The sequence below is a fragment of the Lysobacter sp. GQ73 genome (assembly GCF_059758755.1).
Genome location: NZ_JCAXEE010000007.1, coordinates 280,241 through 298,001, shown reverse-complemented (window position 1 = coordinate 298,001; position 17,761 = coordinate 280,241). Strand labels below are relative to the sequence as shown.

15 protein-coding genes and 1 tRNA gene are annotated in these 17,761 nt (G+C 69.7%); 5 read left to right on the top strand and 11 right to left on the bottom strand.

What is annotated here, in order from left to right:
- Nucleotides 1-242: 242 nt before the first annotated feature.
- Together AC6CH2_RS19165 and AC6CH2_RS19160 are read right to left on the bottom strand one after the other, a co-directional pair.
- Nucleotides 243-1,166: a M48 family metallopeptidase gene (locus AC6CH2_RS19165; RefSeq protein WP_498270582.1), complete on the bottom strand. Its 924-nt coding sequence runs from the start codon at nt 1,164-1,166 to the stop codon at nt 243-245.
- Between the two features lie 151 nt (nt 1,167-1,317).
- Complete coding sequence (locus AC6CH2_RS19160) at nt 1,318-3,150, bottom strand: SUMF1/EgtB/PvdO family nonheme iron enzyme (RefSeq protein ID WP_498270581.1); 1,833 nt, start codon at nt 3,148-3,150, stop codon at nt 1,318-1,320.
- A 270-nt stretch (nt 3,151-3,420) separates the two neighbouring features.
- Between AC6CH2_RS19160 and rnd the strand changes: the two genes are divergently transcribed.
- A complete protein-coding gene (gene rnd, locus AC6CH2_RS19155; RefSeq protein WP_498270580.1) occupies nt 3,421-4,524 on the top strand; it encodes a ribonuclease D in 1,104 nt (367 codons plus the stop codon).
- Nucleotides 4,525-4,604: 80 nt separating this feature from the next.
- Nucleotides 4,605-4,680, top strand: a tRNA-Ala gene (locus AC6CH2_RS19150).
- A gap of 185 nt (nt 4,681-4,865) precedes the next feature.
- Here the strand turns inward: AC6CH2_RS19150 and AC6CH2_RS19145 are convergent.
- The 5 genes from AC6CH2_RS19145 to AC6CH2_RS19125 are packed head-to-tail and all read right to left on the bottom strand — an operon-like array spanning nt 4,866 to nt 9,589.
- A complete protein-coding gene (locus AC6CH2_RS19145) occupies nt 4,866-5,759 on the bottom strand; it encodes a sterol desaturase family protein (RefSeq protein ID WP_498270579.1) in 894 nt (297 codons plus the stop codon).
- Between the two features lie 23 nt (nt 5,760-5,782).
- The gene (locus tag AC6CH2_RS19140; RefSeq protein WP_498270578.1) at nt 5,783-6,925 is read right to left on the bottom strand and encodes an MFS transporter; all 1,143 of its coding nucleotides are present in this window, start codon (nt 6,923-6,925) and stop codon (nt 5,783-5,785) included.
- Between the two features lie 17 nt (nt 6,926-6,942).
- The gene (locus tag AC6CH2_RS19135) at nt 6,943-8,418 is read right to left on the bottom strand and encodes an FAD-dependent oxidoreductase (protein ID WP_498270577.1); all 1,476 of its coding nucleotides are present in this window, start codon (nt 8,416-8,418) and stop codon (nt 6,943-6,945) included.
- A gap of 11 nt (nt 8,419-8,429) precedes the next feature.
- Nucleotides 8,430-8,969 (bottom strand): arsinothricin resistance N-acetyltransferase ArsN1 family A, encoded by a 540-nt coding sequence (locus AC6CH2_RS19130; protein ID WP_498270576.1) that lies wholly within the window; start codon nt 8,967-8,969, stop codon nt 8,430-8,432.
- 41 nt (nt 8,970-9,010) lie between these two features.
- The gene (locus AC6CH2_RS19125; RefSeq protein ID WP_498270575.1) at nt 9,011-9,589 is read right to left on the bottom strand and encodes a MarR family winged helix-turn-helix transcriptional regulator; all 579 of its coding nucleotides are present in this window, start codon (nt 9,587-9,589) and stop codon (nt 9,011-9,013) included.
- 110 nt (nt 9,590-9,699) lie between these two features.
- On the opposite strand from AC6CH2_RS19125, the gene AC6CH2_RS19120 reads away from it, so the two are divergent.
- From AC6CH2_RS19120 to AC6CH2_RS19110, 3 genes are read left to right on the top strand one after another with little or no spacing between them, the layout of a single operon-like run.
- A complete protein-coding gene (locus AC6CH2_RS19120) occupies nt 9,700-10,548 on the top strand; it encodes an arsenate reductase/protein-tyrosine-phosphatase family protein (RefSeq protein WP_498270574.1) in 849 nt (282 codons plus the stop codon).
- A 10-nt stretch (nt 10,549-10,558) separates the two neighbouring features.
- The gene (locus AC6CH2_RS19115; protein ID WP_498270573.1) at nt 10,559-10,954 is read left to right on the top strand and encodes an arsenate reductase ArsC; all 396 of its coding nucleotides are present in this window, start codon (nt 10,559-10,561) and stop codon (nt 10,952-10,954) included.
- A complete protein-coding gene (locus tag AC6CH2_RS19110; protein WP_498270572.1) occupies nt 10,951-11,673 on the top strand; it encodes an aquaporin in 723 nt (240 codons plus the stop codon). Before AC6CH2_RS19115 ends, AC6CH2_RS19110 begins: the two co-directional genes overlap by 4 nt.
- A gap of 134 nt (nt 11,674-11,807) precedes the next feature.
- On the opposite strand, the gene AC6CH2_RS19105 is transcribed toward AC6CH2_RS19110, so the two are convergent.
- Genes AC6CH2_RS19105 through AC6CH2_RS19090 form a run of 4 tightly spaced genes read right to left on the bottom strand, consistent with a single transcriptional unit; the run spans nt 11,808 to nt 17,750 of the window.
- Complete coding sequence (locus AC6CH2_RS19105) at nt 11,808-14,588, bottom strand: type 2 lanthipeptide synthetase LanM family protein (protein ID WP_498270571.1); 2,781 nt, start codon at nt 14,586-14,588, stop codon at nt 11,808-11,810.
- A gap of 1 nt (nt 14,589) precedes the next feature.
- Entirely contained in the window at nt 14,590-15,234 is a 645-nt protein-coding gene (locus tag AC6CH2_RS19100) for a DsbA family protein (RefSeq protein WP_498270570.1), read from the bottom strand.
- A gap of 9 nt (nt 15,235-15,243) precedes the next feature.
- The gene (locus AC6CH2_RS19095; protein ID WP_498270569.1) at nt 15,244-16,551 is read right to left on the bottom strand and encodes an ABC transporter permease; all 1,308 of its coding nucleotides are present in this window, start codon (nt 16,549-16,551) and stop codon (nt 15,244-15,246) included.
- Nucleotides 16,548-17,750 (bottom strand): ABC transporter permease, encoded by a 1,203-nt coding sequence (locus AC6CH2_RS19090; protein WP_498270568.1) that lies wholly within the window; start codon nt 17,748-17,750, stop codon nt 16,548-16,550. The genes AC6CH2_RS19095 and AC6CH2_RS19090 overlap by 4 nt, the downstream gene beginning before the upstream one ends.
- Nucleotides 17,751-17,761: the final 11 nt, after the last annotated feature.

Genomic DNA, 17,761 nt, shown 5'->3' with positions numbered 1-17,761 from the left:
ACTCGGGACTCGGGACTCGGGACTCGGGACTCGGGACTCGGGACTCGGGACTCGGGACTCGGGAAAAGGCTGAGGCCCCTCGACTGTCGCCGCAACAAAAAAACCGCCGAAAGGCGGTTTTTTTGTATCTCGCGAGGACCTCGACACCTTTCCCTACCGCTTGGCTGTTCCCCATTTGTTGAAGGGTCAGGGGATTTGCTGTCGCTGTTGTCCCTGCTTCTTGCTCCTGCCTCGCCCTTGCCTCAACGCAACGGCCGGCTCGCGCAGTTGGCCTGATAGAACTGCAGGGCCTTCGGCATCAAGCCCTGCAGGGTCTGGATGCGGTTGGCCGGGTCCGGATGGGTCGAAGCGAACTCCGCCGGGCGCTGGCCGCCGCCGAGCTGGGACATGCGCTCCCACAACGGGATCGCCTGGCGCGGGTCGTAGCAGGCGGCCGCGGCCAGCATCAAGCCGACCTGGTCGGCCTGGGTCTCGTGGTTGCGGCCGTACGGCAACACCAGTCCGTATTGCGCGCCTGCGCCGAGCGCGCCCATCACCATCTGCTGCTGTTGCGGGTCCATGCCGCCGACCGCCATGCCCGCGGCGATCTGGCCCATCTGCACCAGCTTCTGCTGGGCCATGCGCTGCGAGCCGTGGCGCAACAGCGCATGCGCGATCTCATGGCCCATCACCACCGCCAGCGCGTCGTCGTTCTGGGTGACCGGGAACAAGCCGGTGTAGACCGCCATCTTGCCGCCGGGCAGGCAGAACGCGTTGGCGTCCTGCGAGTTGATCACCGCCACGTCCCACTGGAAATTGCGGTAGTCGGTCGGCGCGGCCTGGCCGTTGGCCGTGGCCAAGGTCTCGGTCACCTGCGGCACCTTCTCGATCAGGCGCTGGGCGATCTCGCGCACGTCCTGGGTCTGCGGCGCGTTGGCCGGCAGCAGCGCGCGCTGCGCGTTCGCGTCGCCGAGCACCTGCTGGAACGCCTGCGCGCCGAGCTGCACTTCTTCGTCGGCGCTGGCGCCGTAATGAGCCTTCTCGCCGGTGTAAGGGTCGGTCTGGGCGCTGCCGAACCACGACCACGCGGCGTAGATCGCGAACAGCACCAGGATCCACCAACGGAACCCGCCGAAGCCGCGCCGGCCTTGCGCGCGACTCGCGCCACCCATGGGATCGATCCTCATTTCCACACTCCCGCTGCCACGGGCCCAGGCCCGATCCGTTGACTGCCGGCCGCGGCCGAAGCCTGCAGCCACCCTGCCCGCCTGCATCCTGCGCGCGGCGCGATTCCATCATGAACCCAGTCGCGGGTCCGCGCCGCTCGAGCCATCGAACTCAAATTTCCCGCACGACCCGGAACCCGAGCCGCCCGTTGGTGGTGTCCGCGCTGGTGCCCTGCCGCCACGCCGCGCGCGACTGCGCCGGCGAGCTCGACCAGGAACCGCCGCGCAACACCCGCGTGCGGCAGCCCGGGTTGAACCAGGCCGCGCCGTCGCGCGGGGCCCGCCGGTAGTTGTCGTGCCAGCAGTCGGCCACCCACTCGCTGACATTGCCGGCCATGTCGTGAAGACCGAATGCATTGGGCGCGTAGCTGCCGACCGGCATCGGCCCCCAGGCGCCGTCGCCGTAGCCCTGGAAGGCGTTGCGCCAGTGGCGCCGGCTCGGCGACGCATCGAGGCTGCCGGTGAGGTTGCCGGCCCGCGCCGGCGGCGAGCCGTCGCCCCAGGGATAGGCGCCCTGGGTGCCGGCGCGCAGCGCGTACTCGAACTCGGCCTCGCTCGGCAGCCGGTAGCGCTGGCCGGTGATCGCCGACAGCCACTCGACATAGGCCACCGCGTCCTTGGCGCTGACGTGCACCACCGGCAGGTTGTCGGCGGCCGGGTTGCCGGCGTAGTCCGAACGCCAGTCGACCCCGCCGCGCCGCACCAGGTTGCCGCTGCGTTCGTCGTAGGCGGTGGAATAGCCGCGCCGCACCGCGCGTGCGCGGTGCTTGGTCGAATTCATGAAACGGCGGAACTCGCCGACGGTGATCTCGTAGCGCGACATCGCAACGCCGCGCTCGAAGCGGATGTTGCGGGTCGGCCGCTCGGCATCGGTCGACCCGACCTCGCTGGGCTCGGCGCCCATCCGGAACGCGCCGTGCGGGATCACCACCATCGCCGGCCCGCGCCCGCCGAGGTTCATCGCATCGGTGAACACCTGGCCGGGCCGGAACAGGCCGTAATGGGTCGCCAATTCGATCTGCTCGCGCAGTTCGGCCGCGGCCGGGTCGCCGGCCGGGGCGATCCGCAGCAGGGTCGCCAGATGCCCGCGCGCGACGTCGATGCCGCCAAACTTCGGCAGCGCGGCGATGCCCTGGTCGCGCAGGCCGCCGATCCGGGCCCGCCGCTGCGCCGCGATCCGGCCCCGGGCGGTGGCCGCGGTATCGAACTTGGGCCGGACCTGCGCGGCGGCCGCGAGCCAGCGGTCGGCGCCGGCGTAATCGTCGCGTTCGGCGGCGAGCTCGGCGCGCCGGATCAGCGCGCTCTCGGCCGCCGCGATGCCCTGCGAGGCGCGTGCATCGTTCGGCCGCAGTTCCAGCGCTTCGCGGAACCGCGCCAGCGCCCCGCCCCGGCCGTTCTCGCCGATGCGGCCGGCGTTCAAGTCTTCCTCGCCGAGGCGGTTGGCTTCCTGGGCCTGGTCGGCGCGGTCGACCCGCTCCAGAAAGGCCTCCACCTTGCGATGCCCGGGCGCCGCCACGCGTGCGACCGCAGCCGCCTCATGGGCGCCGCGCAGGGCCAGGGGATCGTCGTCGATGCCTTTCAGCGCCGCATCTCCATCGGCCAGCAGCAGGGCCACCGCTTTGTCGAGCCCCTTGGCGAAGCGGCGGTCGTCCGGGGCGTAAGCGCGCAGCGCCAGATAGATCGGGATCGCCGAATCGGCGTCGGCATGCAGGCGGCCTTCGGCCAGCGCCGCCTCGCCGCGCTTGTTCAAGTCTTCCAGGTTCTCGGCGCTGACCGCGATGGCCGGCGCCCGCCACGGCGGTACCGGCGACACCGCCTGGTCGGCGCTGACCGTCACGATCGGCGCGCGTGCGCCGGCGTCCTGCGACGACGCCTTGCCGCCCCGGTCGGTGCACCCGACCAGCAGCCCTATCGCGGCGATGCCCGACCACATCAATGCGCGCAACCTGCAACCTCTCCGGAATCGTCTTGGCGATCGATGGGACAGCATATCGCTTCGACCGCGGCGCCATGTTCAGGCGGCGTGCGCGCAATGCGTCCGGGCCGGGCCGGCACGCGCGGTCGCGGCCTCTCGGCCCCGCGAGAGCGGCAATACCCGGCCCACCGCCTTGCGCGCCTTGCCCTGCCGGGGCCACCGCGACCCGCCGCCGCGAAAAGTAGGCTATTGTCGCCCGCCCCGGCAACCTTCACGCCGGCCACGCGAAAGAACCGAAACATGCCCGTCTGGATCAACACCCCCGCCGCGCTGCAGGCGCATTTCGAGGTCAAGCCCGCGCGCATCGGGTTGGACACCGAATTCATCCGCGAACGCACCTATTGGCCGCAGCTGGCGCTGGTGCAGATCGCGATCGAAAACGCCGACGCGCACGAACCGACGATCCTGCTGGTCGACCCCTTGCGCCCCGGCATCGCCGAAGCGCTGGCGCCGATCCTCGCCGACGAGGCCATCCTCAAGATCGTGCACAGCCCGAGCGAGGACCTGGTCGCCTTCAAGCACGCCTGCGGCGTGGTGCCCAAGCCGCTGTTCGACACCCAGCAGGCCGCGGCCCTGGCCGGCATCGGCAGCGGCCTGGGCTATCAGAAGCTGGTCGAACAACTGACCGGCGTGGCCCTGGCCAAGGGCGAGACCCGCTCGGACTGGATGCGCCGCCCGCTGTCGCCCTCGCAGCTCGAATACGCTGCCGACGACGTGCGCCACCTGTTCGCCATGCTCGACGCCCTCGACGGCTTGCTCGCCCCGCTCGGCCGCCGCGCCTGGCTCGACGAAGACGCCGCCCGCACCGTCCACAACGCCGAAAACGAAGCCCCGGAACGCTGGCCGCATTTGTCGATGCGCAGCGCCCAGTTCCTCGATGCCCCGGCCCAGCGCCGCCTGGTGCGCCTGCTGCGTTGGCGCGACGCCTACGCGCGCGACAGCGATCGCCCGCGCAGCTGGATCCTCGACAACGAACTCGCCGTCTCGATCGCGCGCCAGGTCCCGGCCGACCGCGACGCCCTGCAGCGCCAGCTCGACGCCCACCCCAAAGCCCCGCGCAAGCTCGGCGACGCCATCTGGGCCGCGCTCACCACCCCGCTGGCCGACGAAGACCAGACCCCCGACGCCGGCGTCGCCGAAACCCGCGACAAACAGCGCCTGCGCCAACTGCAAGAAGCCGTGGCCACTCGCAGCGCCGCCCTCGGCCTGCCCGACGGCGTGCTCGCCTCGCGCCGCTGGCTCGAAGCCCTGCTCGACCACGGCGATTGGCCCGACGCCCTGTCCGGCTGGCGCCGCGCCGCGCTCGAGCCCGACCTCGCTCCTTTGCTGGCCCAGCAGAGCTGAGTCCGCACAACCGAGGCTGCGGAACCGAGCGCCAGGACTAGCGCCTCCCAGCGAGGCCCGCTAAACTCGATCCCCGAAGTGGGGCGGTAGCTCAGCTGGGAGAGCGTCGCGTTCGCAATGCGAAGGTCGGGAGTTCGATCCTCCTCCGCTCCACCATGAATACCAGCGTACGACGAAGCCGGCCCAGTGCCGGCTTTTTCGTGGCCGTTGCAAACCGCAGGCATAGACGCCTCCACCGACCGACTCCGCCGAGTTCTCCGCGAATCCTGCCCGCGACGCGCCGCGCGCCTTGGGCTGCCGGAACCGCCGGCGCCGCCGCCAGCGATCGCACGAGACTCGAGTCATCCGTACAGGCGGCAGCAACCGGGCTTGAACGCTTCCATCAACTGGACCAGGTAACTACCGCGCACCGGGTAGCCGCCGCTTTCGGCGAACAGCCCGATCCGGCGCGGAGCGTTGCGGGACGGGAGATAACGGAAGGTCCCGAAGACGTGGTCCCACAGCACCAGCGCATAGCCGTAATTCCGGTTCGCCTCGGCCGGCACGGTGGAGTGGTGCCAGCGATGTACCTCGTTGGTACTGAACACGTAGTTCAACCAACCGCTGCGCAGGTCCAGATTGGCATGCTGGAGCATCAGCACCGGTTGGCTCAGGGCCAGGTAGCCGAGCATGACGTCCGCGGGGACGCCCAACAGCATCAGCGGAAACACGCCCAGCAGGAAGTTGTGGAGGTAATTGAGCGGGTGGAAGCGGAAATTGTTGAGCGCGTACAGGCGCTCGCTGCTGTGGTGAAGGGCGTGCAGCTTCCATAGCCAAGCGTGGGTGTGGTGCCAACGATGCGCCCAGTACCGCCCCAGCTCGCTCAGTGCGACGACCGCGAGCCATTGCGGGACGAAGGTTTGTGCGGCCAGCCAACTACTCAGCGGCGTGGACATGTCGAACGACCGCCAGATTGCGACCGCCACCACCGGGCCGGCGAATTTCAACAAAGGGTCGACGATCGCCACAACGACGACCGCGCTGGCCGCGTCGACCGACGTGTCGGCGCGGTGGCCGGACCAAGACCGGTCGTGCGGCAGCACGCGCTCCAGGGCCGATGCCACGATGAAGGCGGCCAACGCGCCCAGCAGCACCGTCAGCTCCAGGTTCCAGCCGTACCGGCGCGCCAGGAAGAACAGCGCCAGGTTGCCGAGAACCGTCGCGCCCAGCAGGTATCGCGAGATCAGGCGTTTCATCCGTGACTTCCTCGTGAGTGCGTTCATGCCGGCAGACGCCGTGCGACAGGCAAGGTCAGCAGCAGCAGACCGGCCGCGAGCGAGAGCGCGAGCGCGGCTCCTCCCATCCATGCGATCGCCGCCGCGCCGACCGGCCCCGCGGCGCGGATGAAGCCCTGCATGCGCGCGACCTCGCCGTTCCAGCGCCCGGCGTCCGCGGCGCCATACAGGGTCTGCACCAGCCACGGCCGCGCCAGCGTCTGCAATCCCGCGCCCAGCCCGAATACGGCGACTCCGGCGGCCACCCATACCGGCGCGCGCGCGGCCACCACGGCGGCCAACCCCAGTACCTGCAATGCGATCGGCGCGGTCTTCAACACGCCCGCGGGCACCGGGCCGCGTCCGCGCAGCAGCCAGACGCGTCCGGGCAATTGCGCGATCCCCAACGCCGCCAGCACCAGCGCTGCGACGGAGACCGAGGCGCCGCGTTCGATCGACAAGGGAATCAGCAGCGTAGTCAGCGCCATGCTCGCCAAGGTGCCCGAGGCGAAGATCGCCACCAGCTTGACCAGGTGCGGCGGCCAGGTCTTCGCACGCACGTCGTTCCTGCGCGGAATCGCATCGGCCGGCGGCAGTCCGGGAATGACGTGACGCTCCATCACCCATGCGACCAGCGCCACCGCCGCCGCGCAGGCCAGCACCGCCGTCCGCCAGTCCCGATGTTCGATCAGCATCGACAGCAACGGCAGGAAGACGGTGCTGGCCAACCCGCCGAATACGGTCACCGCGGCCAGCGCGCGCAAGCGGTGCCCTTCGTCGGACACCGCCCGGATCACCAGCACGAACGCGGGCTCGTACAGCAAGGCCGCCATCGCGATGCCGATACCGAGCCAGCCGAGATAGAGCGCCAGCGGCCCTTGCGCGTTCGCCACGATCAGCAAGCCCGACAACGCCAGGCCGATGCCGGTGCGGGTAAGCAGGGAAGCATGCCCTTCATCCAGCCAGCGACCGATCCACGGCGCCGACAGCGCCATCGCGGCCAGGCCGATCGAGAAGGCGCCGGCGACCGCCATGCGCGACAGGCCGAGCGCCGCCTCCATCGGTACCAGCAATACCGAGAAGCTGTAATACAGCACGCCCCACAGCACGCACTGGCAAAGCCCCAGCAGCCAGATGGCGCGACGCATCGGCGCCGGCATCGCCTTCATTTGCAGCACGCCGCCGCAGACGGCTGGACCGCGGCGGCGGTCCGGCTGCCACAGCCGCACCCGGACTTTCCCTCGGCCTTGGCCTGCGCATCGCGCACGCAGCAGGCATCGGCAGCGGCCGGCGCCGGGCCGCCGCAACAACCGCCGCCGGCTGCAGATTCGATCGCCGATGCGCTCGCGGCGGGCGTTGGACCGCAGCAGGCGTTGTTCGTTTCGGCGCTGTCTTCTTCCGCGAACTGGGTGATGCATACGCCGGTTTCCGGAAGCACCAGCTCGACGCGCCGCGCCGCCTCCCAATCGCCCGCGATCGCGGCGACCACCGAACGCACCTGCTCGTAGCCGGTCAGCAGCAGGAACGTGGGTGCGCGCCCGTAGCTTTTCATGCCTACGATATAAACGCCCGCATCCGGATGCTTGAGCTCTTCGGCGCCGTGCGGCCGCACGCTGCCGCAGCTGTGCAGGTTCGGATCGATCAGCGGCGCCAAGGCGAGCGGAGCCTGGGTACCGTGATCGAGCGCGATACGCAATTCCGAGAGCGGGCCGAGGTCCGGGCGAAAGCCGGTCGCGGCGACGATTTCGTCCACCGGGCGGAGCTGCTTGCCGTCGCCGTGAGCCACGATGCCGTCGGCGGCAAGTTCCAGGCGATCGAGATGGAAACCGGTCGTCGCCTGCAGCAGCCCCTCTTCGAGCAGCCTGCCGACGGCCAGGCCCAGGCGCCCGCGCTCCTTGAGCTGGTCGTGTTCGCCTCCGCCTAGCACGCGGCGCAGCGACGGACGGCGTAGCGCCCACTCGATCCGCGTGCCCGGGACCTGGCGAGCCAGCCGCGCCAGGTCGTTGAGTACGTTGAACGCCGAGTGGCCGCTGCCGACCACCAACACCCGCTTGCCGGCATAACGTTCGCGGTGTACGCCGAGCACATCGGGCAGGCCACGGAAGATCCGCTCGCTCAAGGCGCGTTCGCCGATGGCCGGTACGCCCGAGGCCCCGATCGGGTTGGGGTGCTCGATCGTGCCGGACGCATCGACGACCGCTTGCGCCAGCACTTCGTGCTCGCCGGCTCGATCGACATAGCGGACCACGAACGGCACGTCGTCGCGTTGCGTGTCCTTCATCCGGTCGCGCCGCTGCTTGCTCACGAAGGCCACGCGCGCGCCGGTGCGGACATGGGGATGGAGCTCCGGCGTGGATGCGAGCGGCTTGAGGTAGCGCTCGACTACATCGCCGCCGCTGGGAAACTGCGCCGGATCGGGAGCCGCCCAGCCATGCTTGCCGAGCAGCGCAGCGGCGGCCCGGTCGATCGCGAACTGCCATGGCGAAAACATCCGCACGTGCGCCCAGCGCATCATGCCGGCGCCGACCGAATCGCCGGCCTCCAGGACCAACGGCGTCAGCCCACGTTCGAGCAGATGCGCCGCGGCCGCCAATCCGACCGGGCCGGCGCCGATGACGACAACGGGAAGTGCGAGGTTCATGGATCTCTCCTTCAGTTAGCGGCGGCGGCTTCGGTAAGGGGATAAGTATCGGAAGCGGTTTCGGGGATCAGGTACTCGACGATGACGACATCGAGCCAGCGGCCTTCCAACCGACCATGCCGTTGGTAGATCCCGACTTCGCGAAAACCGACCGAGCGGCACAGCGCGCGGCTGGCGTCGTTGAAAAGAAAGATGCGCGAGAGCAGCTTCCAGTAGCCGTGCTCCCGGGCGGCTTCGATCAAGGCCTGCAACAGGCGACGCCCGACGCCCCGGCCGCGCGCCTGACTGTCGAGATAGACCGAGAACTCGCCGATGCCGGCATAGCAATCGCGGGGGCGATAACCGCTCAGACCGGCCCAGCCGATCACCGCGCCTGCGGTATCGGTGGCGACCAGCAGCGGATAGCGCGCGACGTCGGCCAGACGGCGTTCGATGTCGGCCACCGTGCGCGGGACGGTTTCGAAAGTGGACGAGCGTTCGGCGATGCCCTGGTTGTAGATGGCAGCAATCGGGGAGGCGTCGGCGGCAACGGCGGAGCGGATCTCGATCATTTTTCACCTGTTGTCAGTAGCAACTAAATGGACAAAAAAACTCAGCCGCACTTCCCCTCGGTGCCGCACGCGGGCGCGCATCCGCCCACGCTCACGCCGGACACGAAGCGCGCTTGCGCCGCACGCGTCAGGCGCTTGAGGATTTCGGTGGCGGCCGTGCAGACTTCGGGATCGAGGTCGCGGATCAACTCCATTTGCTGTGCGATCAACTCGCTGTTGATCCGCTCGTACAAGCGGCGGCCGTCGGGGGTCACGCGCAACGAAACCGCGCGCGCATCGTCTGGATCGGGCAGGCGTTCGACATAGCCTTTGCGCACCAGGGCATCGACCACGCGGGTCGTCGTGCTCTTGTCGAGCCGCAGCGCCTCGGCGAGCGCCTGACTACGGCTCGGCCCAAGGCCGACCAAGGCCTCCAGGGCGTAGCACTGAGTCACCGAGATGTCGTAGCAGCAGATCTTGTCGCGGTCCCGGAACTGATAGATCCGCACCAGGTCCGAGACGGCGGCGTGCAGCGCCTCGGCTTCGACGAGCAGGCGGGAGCCTTCCGGACTCTGCCTGGCGGCATTCGACCTGGCGGCATTCGGCTTGGTGGCAGTCGGCTTGGCGGCGGTCTTGGTCATGGCGGGAATTACGTTGCTAGTCGCAACTATATGGATCCCTGCCGAGCCGCGTCAAGCCGTTCGGCGGTCCGCGATTGAAATTAATTCCAATATTCTGGAATACTGGAATCATGGAGACGAAAACCGCCCTACATGCCCTTGGAGCGCTCAGCCACGAGTCCCGGCTGGCGGCATATCGCCAGCTCGTGCAGGCCGGCCCCGACGGCTTGTCGGTCGGCGAACTGCGCGAGCGCCTGGACCTGCCGCCGGCGACCTTGACCGCCCATCTCAACGTCTTGCGCGCCGCGGCGCTGGTCCAGGACCAGCGCGAGGGCCGGGTAATCCGCGTCCGCGCGAACTACCTGCAGATGAACGCCCTCATGGCGTATCTGTCCGAGAACTGCTGCGCCGGCGGCGCCGGTTGCGACCCCGCGCCGGTCTGCGTTCCGCGCGTCTGCGACCCCTCGCCTTTGTCCCTTCAATCCGCCCGCCACGCCATGACCGATCGAACCTATCACGCACTGTTCCTGTGCACCGGCAACTCGGCCCGCAGTCAGATGGCCGAGGCCTTGCTCAACTTCATGAGCAAAGGCCGCATTCGCGCCTACAGCGCAGGCAGCCACCCCGCCGACCGCGTGCAGCCGCTGGCCGCGCAGTTGATCGCGGACCTGGACCCCGGCCATGCGTTGCGGACCAAGAGCTGGGACGAATTCGCCCGCCCCGACGCTCCGGTCATGGATTTCGTCATCACCGTCTGCGACAACGCGGCCGGCGAAGCCTGCCCGGTGTGGCCCGGCCACCCGGCCGTCGCTCATTGGGGGGTGCCCGACCCGGCGCTGAGTCCCGGCGACCCGGCCGCGTTCAAATACGCCTGGCTGAGTCTGCGCCGCCGGATCGAATTGCTGCTCGCGCTGCCCCTCGAAAAGCTCGACCGCCTGGCCCAGGAACAGCACCTGCGCCAGATCGCTCACACCCTCTGATTCGATCCCGATGACTCCCACTAAACGCGTTCTGTTCGTTTGCGTCGAAAACTCCAACCGCAGCCAGATGGCGGAGGCCTTCGCCCGCATCCACGGCGGCGACCAGGTAGAAGCCCTCAGCGCCGGTTCCAGACCGTCGGGCGTCATCAACCCGAAGGCGATCCGCTTCATGTCCGAGTTGGGCTACGACTTGACGAGGCACGCTTCGAAGTCGCTCGACGACATCGACGGCGAGTTCGATGCGGTGATCACCATGGGCTGCGGCGACGACTGTCCGTGGATACCGGCCGGGCACCGCGAAGACTGGGCCCTGCCCGACCCCAAGCACATGGACGACGACGGCTACCGCGCCGTCCGCGACGAAATCTCGTCGCGGGTGAAATCGCTGCTCGCGGCGCTGCGATGAGCCTGGCGCGCAAACTGATCGCCGAGTTCGTCGGCACCGCCCTGCTCCTGGCCACGGTGGTCGGCTCGGGCATCATGGGCGTCGCGCTCGCGGACGGAAACGACGCCGTCGCGCTGTTGGCGAACGCCGCTGCGACCGCAGGCGCCTTGTACGTCCTGATCGTCCTGTTCGGACCGATCTCCGGCGCGCACTTCAACCCGGCGGTGAGCTTGGCGATGCGCTTGCGCGGCGAGCTGCGCAACGGCGAGACCGCGGCCTATATCGCCGTGCAGGCCGTCGCTGCGATCTGCGGCGTGCTGCTCGCCCACGCCATGTTCGAGCTTCCCGCGATCCAGCCCGGCACCCATGTCCGTACGGGTCTGCCGCAGTGGATCAGCGAGGCGGTCGCCACGTTCGGTTTGCTGCTGACCATCGTGCTGGGCGTCCGCCATCGTCCCGCGGCGGTTCCGGCCCTGGTGGCGAGCTATATCTTCGCCGCGTACTGGTTCACCGCCAGCACCTCGTTCGCCAATCCCGCGGTGACCCTGGCGCGTTCGCTGACCCAGACCTTCGCCGGGATCCGCCCTGACGATGTACCGGGGTTCGTACTGGCGCAGTTGCTCGGCATGCTCGCCGGCTGCACCGTGGCCGGCTGGCTCAGGCCGGACGCCGCCGGCCGATCGGTTCAAGAAAAGGCCGGCGAAGCAGCGACCGATATCCCACCGCTCCCGCCTCGATAACGGCGCGCCGCCGGCTCGCGCTGCACGGTTGGATCGTGCGACCCGGCCTCACGGCCAGGCCAGGCCAGGTCAGGTCAGGCAAGGCAAGGCAAGGCAAGGCAAGGCAAGGCAAGGCAAGGCAAGGCTAGAAGACGCTAGATCAGGGTCAGCGGACAGCACCCGGACGGCGGTCCAGCCTGTCCGTATGCCCCGCTCGCATGCGCCAGCCCCGCGCCGGACAGCCCCACCATCAATCCCAGGTTGCCTCGATCGTGATGCCAGCCGGCGCGGTAGCCCGGCGGCCCGGGCGGCGGCTCGGGCTCGGGCTCGGGCAAATCGAAAGCCAGCCCCAACTTGTCCGCGACCTTGGCCAAAGCCAGCCGAACTCCCGCCGTGCCGTGGCATAGCGAATCGTCCTGCAACCGCCCGAACCACTCGACACTGCGCGCGAACGCGGTGTGCACATGCTCGCGCTGCCAGGTTTCCAGGTCCTCCCAAGCCTCGGCACGCGCCAGCAAGAACCCCGCAGCGCCGTTGCACCAGCCCAGCGAGTACTGCGGTTCGTCCATGCGGGTGTCCGGCCACAGGCCGATTTCGGAGTTGAACGATCGGTCTTCGCGGCGCAGGGCGCGCAGCGCGAGTTCGTGCATGTTCGCGTGGCCTAGCGCACGTGCAAGGTGGATCAGGGCGAAGGCGATGCCGCTGCCGCCGTGGGCGAAGCCGGTGACGCAGCGGTCGACGCCGTGCAGCCACCATTCCGGGCCGTCGGCGGTGTCGCGGGCAGCTTCGATCAGGCGGTCGGCTAGGCGCCGGGCGACGTCGAGCAGGCGCGGGTCTCGATGTTGGCGATGCAATGCGAGTGCCACCAGGGCGATGCCGGCGGCGCCGTCGATGATGTCGTGGCGCGCGGGGTCCCATTGCGGTTCGCGGGCCAGGAAGGTTTCGAGCGCGAGCCAGGCGAGTTCGCGGTCGCCGCGGTCGCCGGCGGCTTCGCTCAGGCTCAGGATCAGCCCTTCCACGCCCGAGTAGGCGCCGCTGCCGAGCATCGGGCTGCGTTCTACCAGGATGCGGCGGCCGGTGGCGATCAGGCGTTCGGTCAAGACGTGGTCGTCGGCGCTGGCGCCGTGCGCGCAGCGGCGCGACAGGAACAGCAGCAGGCCGGCGAGGCCGGTGTAGAGATCCGGGCCCATCGGCATGATCGCGAACTCGCCGCCGGGCGTGCCGACCGGCGGGCTGTAGGTCCACAGCACGCTGCCGTCGCCCTCGCCCGGCACCGCCTGTTCGGCGAGCAGCGCGCCAGCGCCGTCGGCGATATCGCCCTGCCCCAGGGCGGGGCCGGTTTCGCAGCCCAATGCGGTGGCGACGTAGCTCAATTGGCGCGCGATCCAGCGTGGATCGGCGAATCGCGCCAGACGTTCGCGCACTTGCTCCAGCGCCGAGCGCTCGAAAAAGCCTTCGACCTTGCCGCAGGGGCTGAGCAGGTCGCGGCCGTCGAGCCGAGCCTCGAAGTATGGGATGTCGAACTGCAGCATCTGTTCGCGTTCGCTGGCATAGAGGTGGCGCAGGAACGGCTTGCTGGCTTCCTCGCGGCGCAGCTTGAGCAACAAAGCATCGGTCTTGGCCGGGTCGGCCAGCGCCGGGTGGGTGGTCTCGGCCAGGAACAGGCCGTACAGATAGGTGTGACGCAGGATCTGCCGCGAACGCAGCGCGGCGTTGTCGCCCAGCAAGACTTCGACTTCCTCCGCGTGCGCGGCCAATGCCGCGGCGGCCCGGCGATAGCCTGCGGCGAACCCGTCGAAATGCGCGGCGAATGCGGCCGGCTCGCCGTCTACGCGCGGCACCGGGCTGTCGATCTGGATCGTCTCCTGCACCCGCGACAGACGCATGTTCGCGGTCCTGGCGTCGACCGCGACTTCGCGCGACACCGGTGCGGCCACCAGGTCGCCTTGCGCGGCGCCGGAGAACACGCCCTCGCGTGTGCGCCGCAGCGACACCACCCCGACCGACAGCGCCGATTCGCCGAGACGCCGGTCGAGTTCGCGTTCGGCATCGAGCAACGGCACGCTCGAGGGCGGCTGGCGGTCGATGCGCGCGGTGTTGGTGAACAAGGCCTCGACGTCGACGAAGAACGGCCGGCCTTGCGCGTCGGTGACGATGTTCTCGAAGTGCAGGTCGGACCCGCACAGCGCATGCGCGACCGCGGTGCAGACGCCAAGCGAGCGGTAGAAGCGTTCGGCCGCCGCCTTGCCCTGGGCGCCGCCTCCGCGGATGCCGAGTTGCCAGCCGTAGTCGCCGCGGTCGATGGAGGCCAGTACCGCCATATCCTCGTCGACCAGACGCTGCAATCGCGCGAACAACAGGTCCAGCCCCAGTCCGCGCGGCTTGTAGTACAGGTCGACGCGCTCGAAGCGATAACGGACGGTGGCGCGCGCACCGCGGTGCGGGTCGCCCAGGCCGAATTCGACCCGCTGCGGTGCCTCGCCTGCACGCAGATCGAAGTCCGCGAGCGCCGGCAGGTCGTCGCCCAGATGCAGCAGATGCTCGCCCAGGAATTCGATGAAGCCCGCGCAGAACCATTGCGCGCGCTGGTACAAAAAGCCGTAGCGCTGGCGCAGTTCGCGGGCGGCTTCGCCACCGGCGATGGCCTGCACGAAGGCGACGAACACCGGGTCGCCGACCGCGGTCGGCGCGGCCGGCGCGTCGTCGCGCTTCGGTGCGCCCGCGGCATAGCGGTTGAGTTCGAACACGAACGCCTTCTGGAACATCCAGCACAGCCGCTGCATCAGGTACTCGCTGGCGCCGTCGGCGATCGGCGCGTGGAACCGCGCCGGCAAACGGCTCGCGGCGACGCAGGCGGCGACTTCGCCGCGCAGGGCTTCGGCTTCGGCGCGGCAGATCGCGGCGATGTAGTAACGATCGAAATCCAGGCTGCTCATGTCATCGGGCTTCCGTCGCGGCGGGCTGCAACGCCGCCTCGTAGTGGGCGAAAGTCCAGGGCTCGCTCAACGCGACGCGGTCGATGACCACGGTCGGCACCGAGGAAATGCCGTGGACGATGGCGCGATAGCGCTGTTGCTCGACGCGGCGGGCGATCTCGGGCCGCTGCATGCAGGCATTGAGTCCGGCGGCATCCAGCCCCACCGCAGAGGCCGCCGGCGCGAGGCGCTGCGCCAGTCCCAGGCCGGCGATACCGGTCAGGTCCTGACCGTAGACACGGTCGTACAGGGCCTTGGCGTCGCTGCCTGGGCGCTGTTGCAGACAGATCACCGCATGCGCGAGTTCGGTCGAGCCTTCGCGGATCGGAAACGCGAGCACGCGGATCCTGGCGCTGCCGTCGTCGACGTACCGTTTCATCAGCTGCGGCAGCATCTCGGTGTGGAAGCGCTTGCAGGCCGGGCAGCCGTAATCGGTGACCAGGACGATTTCGTGCGGCGCATCGCCGCGGCCGAGCATCGGCAGGTCGTCGACCTGCATCCCCTGCAGCGGTTCGGAACGGCCCGCGGCCATCAGCACGAAACCCAGCGACACCGCGAGCACCGCCACCAGCGCCGATGCGCCTATCCAGACCCAGGGTCCTTTCATGTCCTCACCTCAGTGATGATGCAAACCGGCGACGGGGTCCAGGCGCGCCGCGCGCGCCGCCGGCCACACGCCGGTCAGCAGCCCGACCAGCAGCGCGGTGACGACCCCGAACAGGCAACCCGCCCAAGACACGGTCGGCTCGCCGAAATAACTGGAACCCGAGGTGATCGCCAGCGCCGCCGCCGCGCCCAGGACCACGCCCAGCACGCCGCCGAAGCCGGTCAGGATCACCGCCTCCAACAGGAATTCGAGGAAGACGTTGGCGCGCGAGGCGCCGATCGCGCGTTTGATCGCGATCTCGCGGCGGCGTGCGTTGACGCCGGACACCATGACGTTGCCGATGCCCAGCGCGGCCACCGCGAACACCACCGCCATCAGCAGGAACAGGCCGGCGCGCACGCTGGCCAGGGTGTCGTCGAGGTAACCGCGCAGGCGTTGCGCGGTGACGACGATGAAGTCCTCCTCGCCGCCGCCGGCGTGGCGCTGCCGGCGCAACTGCGCCGACAAGCGCCGGCCGATCGCCTCGATGTCGTCCACCTCGGAAAAGCCCGCGTGGATCTCCAGATCGCTGAGGCTGCCGTCAGCGTCCATCGCCCGCACCAGGCCGATCGGCGCGATGACCAGGCGCTCGGCATCGAAACCCAACGCGCTGCCCGCGCCCTTGACCACGCCGACCACGCGACAGGAACGTCCGGCGAGGCTGAGGTCGCGGCCAAGCACCGCGGCCAGGCCGCCGAATTCCTCGGCCAGGCTGCGGCCGAGCAGGCATTGGCGGCCGCTGCCGCGCCAGTCCTGGCGCGACGGCCAGGCGCCGGCGATCAACTCGACTTCGCCGAGCCGGAAGTAGTCGAGCGTGGTGCCGTAGATCGCCGCGCCGCTGTTGCGCGCGCCAAGCGCGACGGCGTTGTTGAACGCGCCGTAGCGCAGCACCGGCGCCACCGGCCGCTGGGCGAAGGCGCTGGCGACCACGCGCAGGTCGCGTTCGGACAGACGGTTGGCGCGGCCGAGCACCAGCGACTCGTAGGACGGGTCGGAGCGCACGATCAACACCTGCCGCCCCATCGACTCGAACGAACGCACCAGGGTGCGCGACAGCCCCTCGGACAACGACGCCACCGAGACGATGCCGGCCACGCCCAGGGCCACGCTGAGCATCGCCACCGCGGTGCGCACCGGGAAGCTGCGCAGCTGGCGCAAGGCGGCCTGGAAGGCTTCGCCGAGCACGAACCAGACACCCGGCGCCGCGTCGACCGGCGATGCGGCAGCGCGCTCCGCTGTCCGCGCCGAATTCACTTCAACGGGCGTGGTCGCGTTCATTCGGCGCGCAACACCCGCTTCGGGTCCTTACGTGCCGCTTGCCAGGCCGGCGCCAGCGAGAACGCCAGCACCAGCGCCGTGGTCGCCAGGGCCACCCAGGCACAGGCCTGCCAGCTCAGCACCGGCGCCGCATCCAGGCGCAGCACGCCCTTGAGCTGGCCGGCGGCGATACGCCCCAGGACCAGCCCCATCGGGATCGCGGCCAGGCACAGCAACAAGGCCTCGCACACGAACAGCCAGGCGATGTCGGCACGGGTCGCGCCGATCGCGCGGCGCAGGCCGATCTCGCCGGAACGTTCGTCGGCGCTGAGAAACATCATGTTCATCACGCCCAGAGCGGCGACCAGCGAAGCCAGCAGCGAAATCCAGGCCAAGCTGCGGCCCTGGCTCTCGGTAGCCGCGCGCGCGCCCTGCAGCAAGGCCTGCTTGGCTTCGATGCGGAAGTCGTCGGCCCGGTAGCGGCCGCCGTACTTGCGCAGCAGCAATGCCTGCAGCTTCGTGCGCAAGGTATCTATGTCGATGCCGGGCGCGGCCTTGACCACCAGCCGGCCGCCGTCGTCACCGGGCTTCACCAGGGCGCCGGCGCCGGCCAAGGGCAGGAACACGGCATCGTCGTTGGAGACGAACTTGCCCGGCTCGTCGGTCGCGGCGAGCACGCCGCCGACCGCATACCAATGCCCCCCGATGCGCAGGAACTTGCCCAGCGGCGCTTGCCCGGGAAACAGCCGAGCGGCGATACGCGCACCCAGCACGCAGCGCTTGGCCGAGGCGCCGCGCCCGCTCAGGGCCTGGCCCTGCCCGATCGCGACCCGGTCGATGGCGAAGTAATCCTCGCTCACCGCCAGCACCTGCGCGACCTGGCGGGTGCCCGCGCCTTCGAGCAAGGTGGCCGCGCCGGACAACTCCTGCACCAGCGCGGCGCGTGCGATCCACTGCGGCATCCGCTGCAGATCCTCGAGATCGCCGCGGCCGGGCACGAAGCCGCTACCAGCGGTGGATTGGCCGCGGATCACCACGGTGTCGTCGCCGAGGCTCTCGAAGCGGCGGCCGAGCGCCTGGGACATGCCGTCGGCAATGCTGACCACGGTCGAGTACGCCATCACCGCCAGCACGATCGCGCTCGCGCACAGCAGACTCTGGCGCGGACTGCGCGCCAGCGAGCGTGCGGCGTCCCACAGGTTGGCCAGCCCGCGGCGCATGCCGGTCGTGC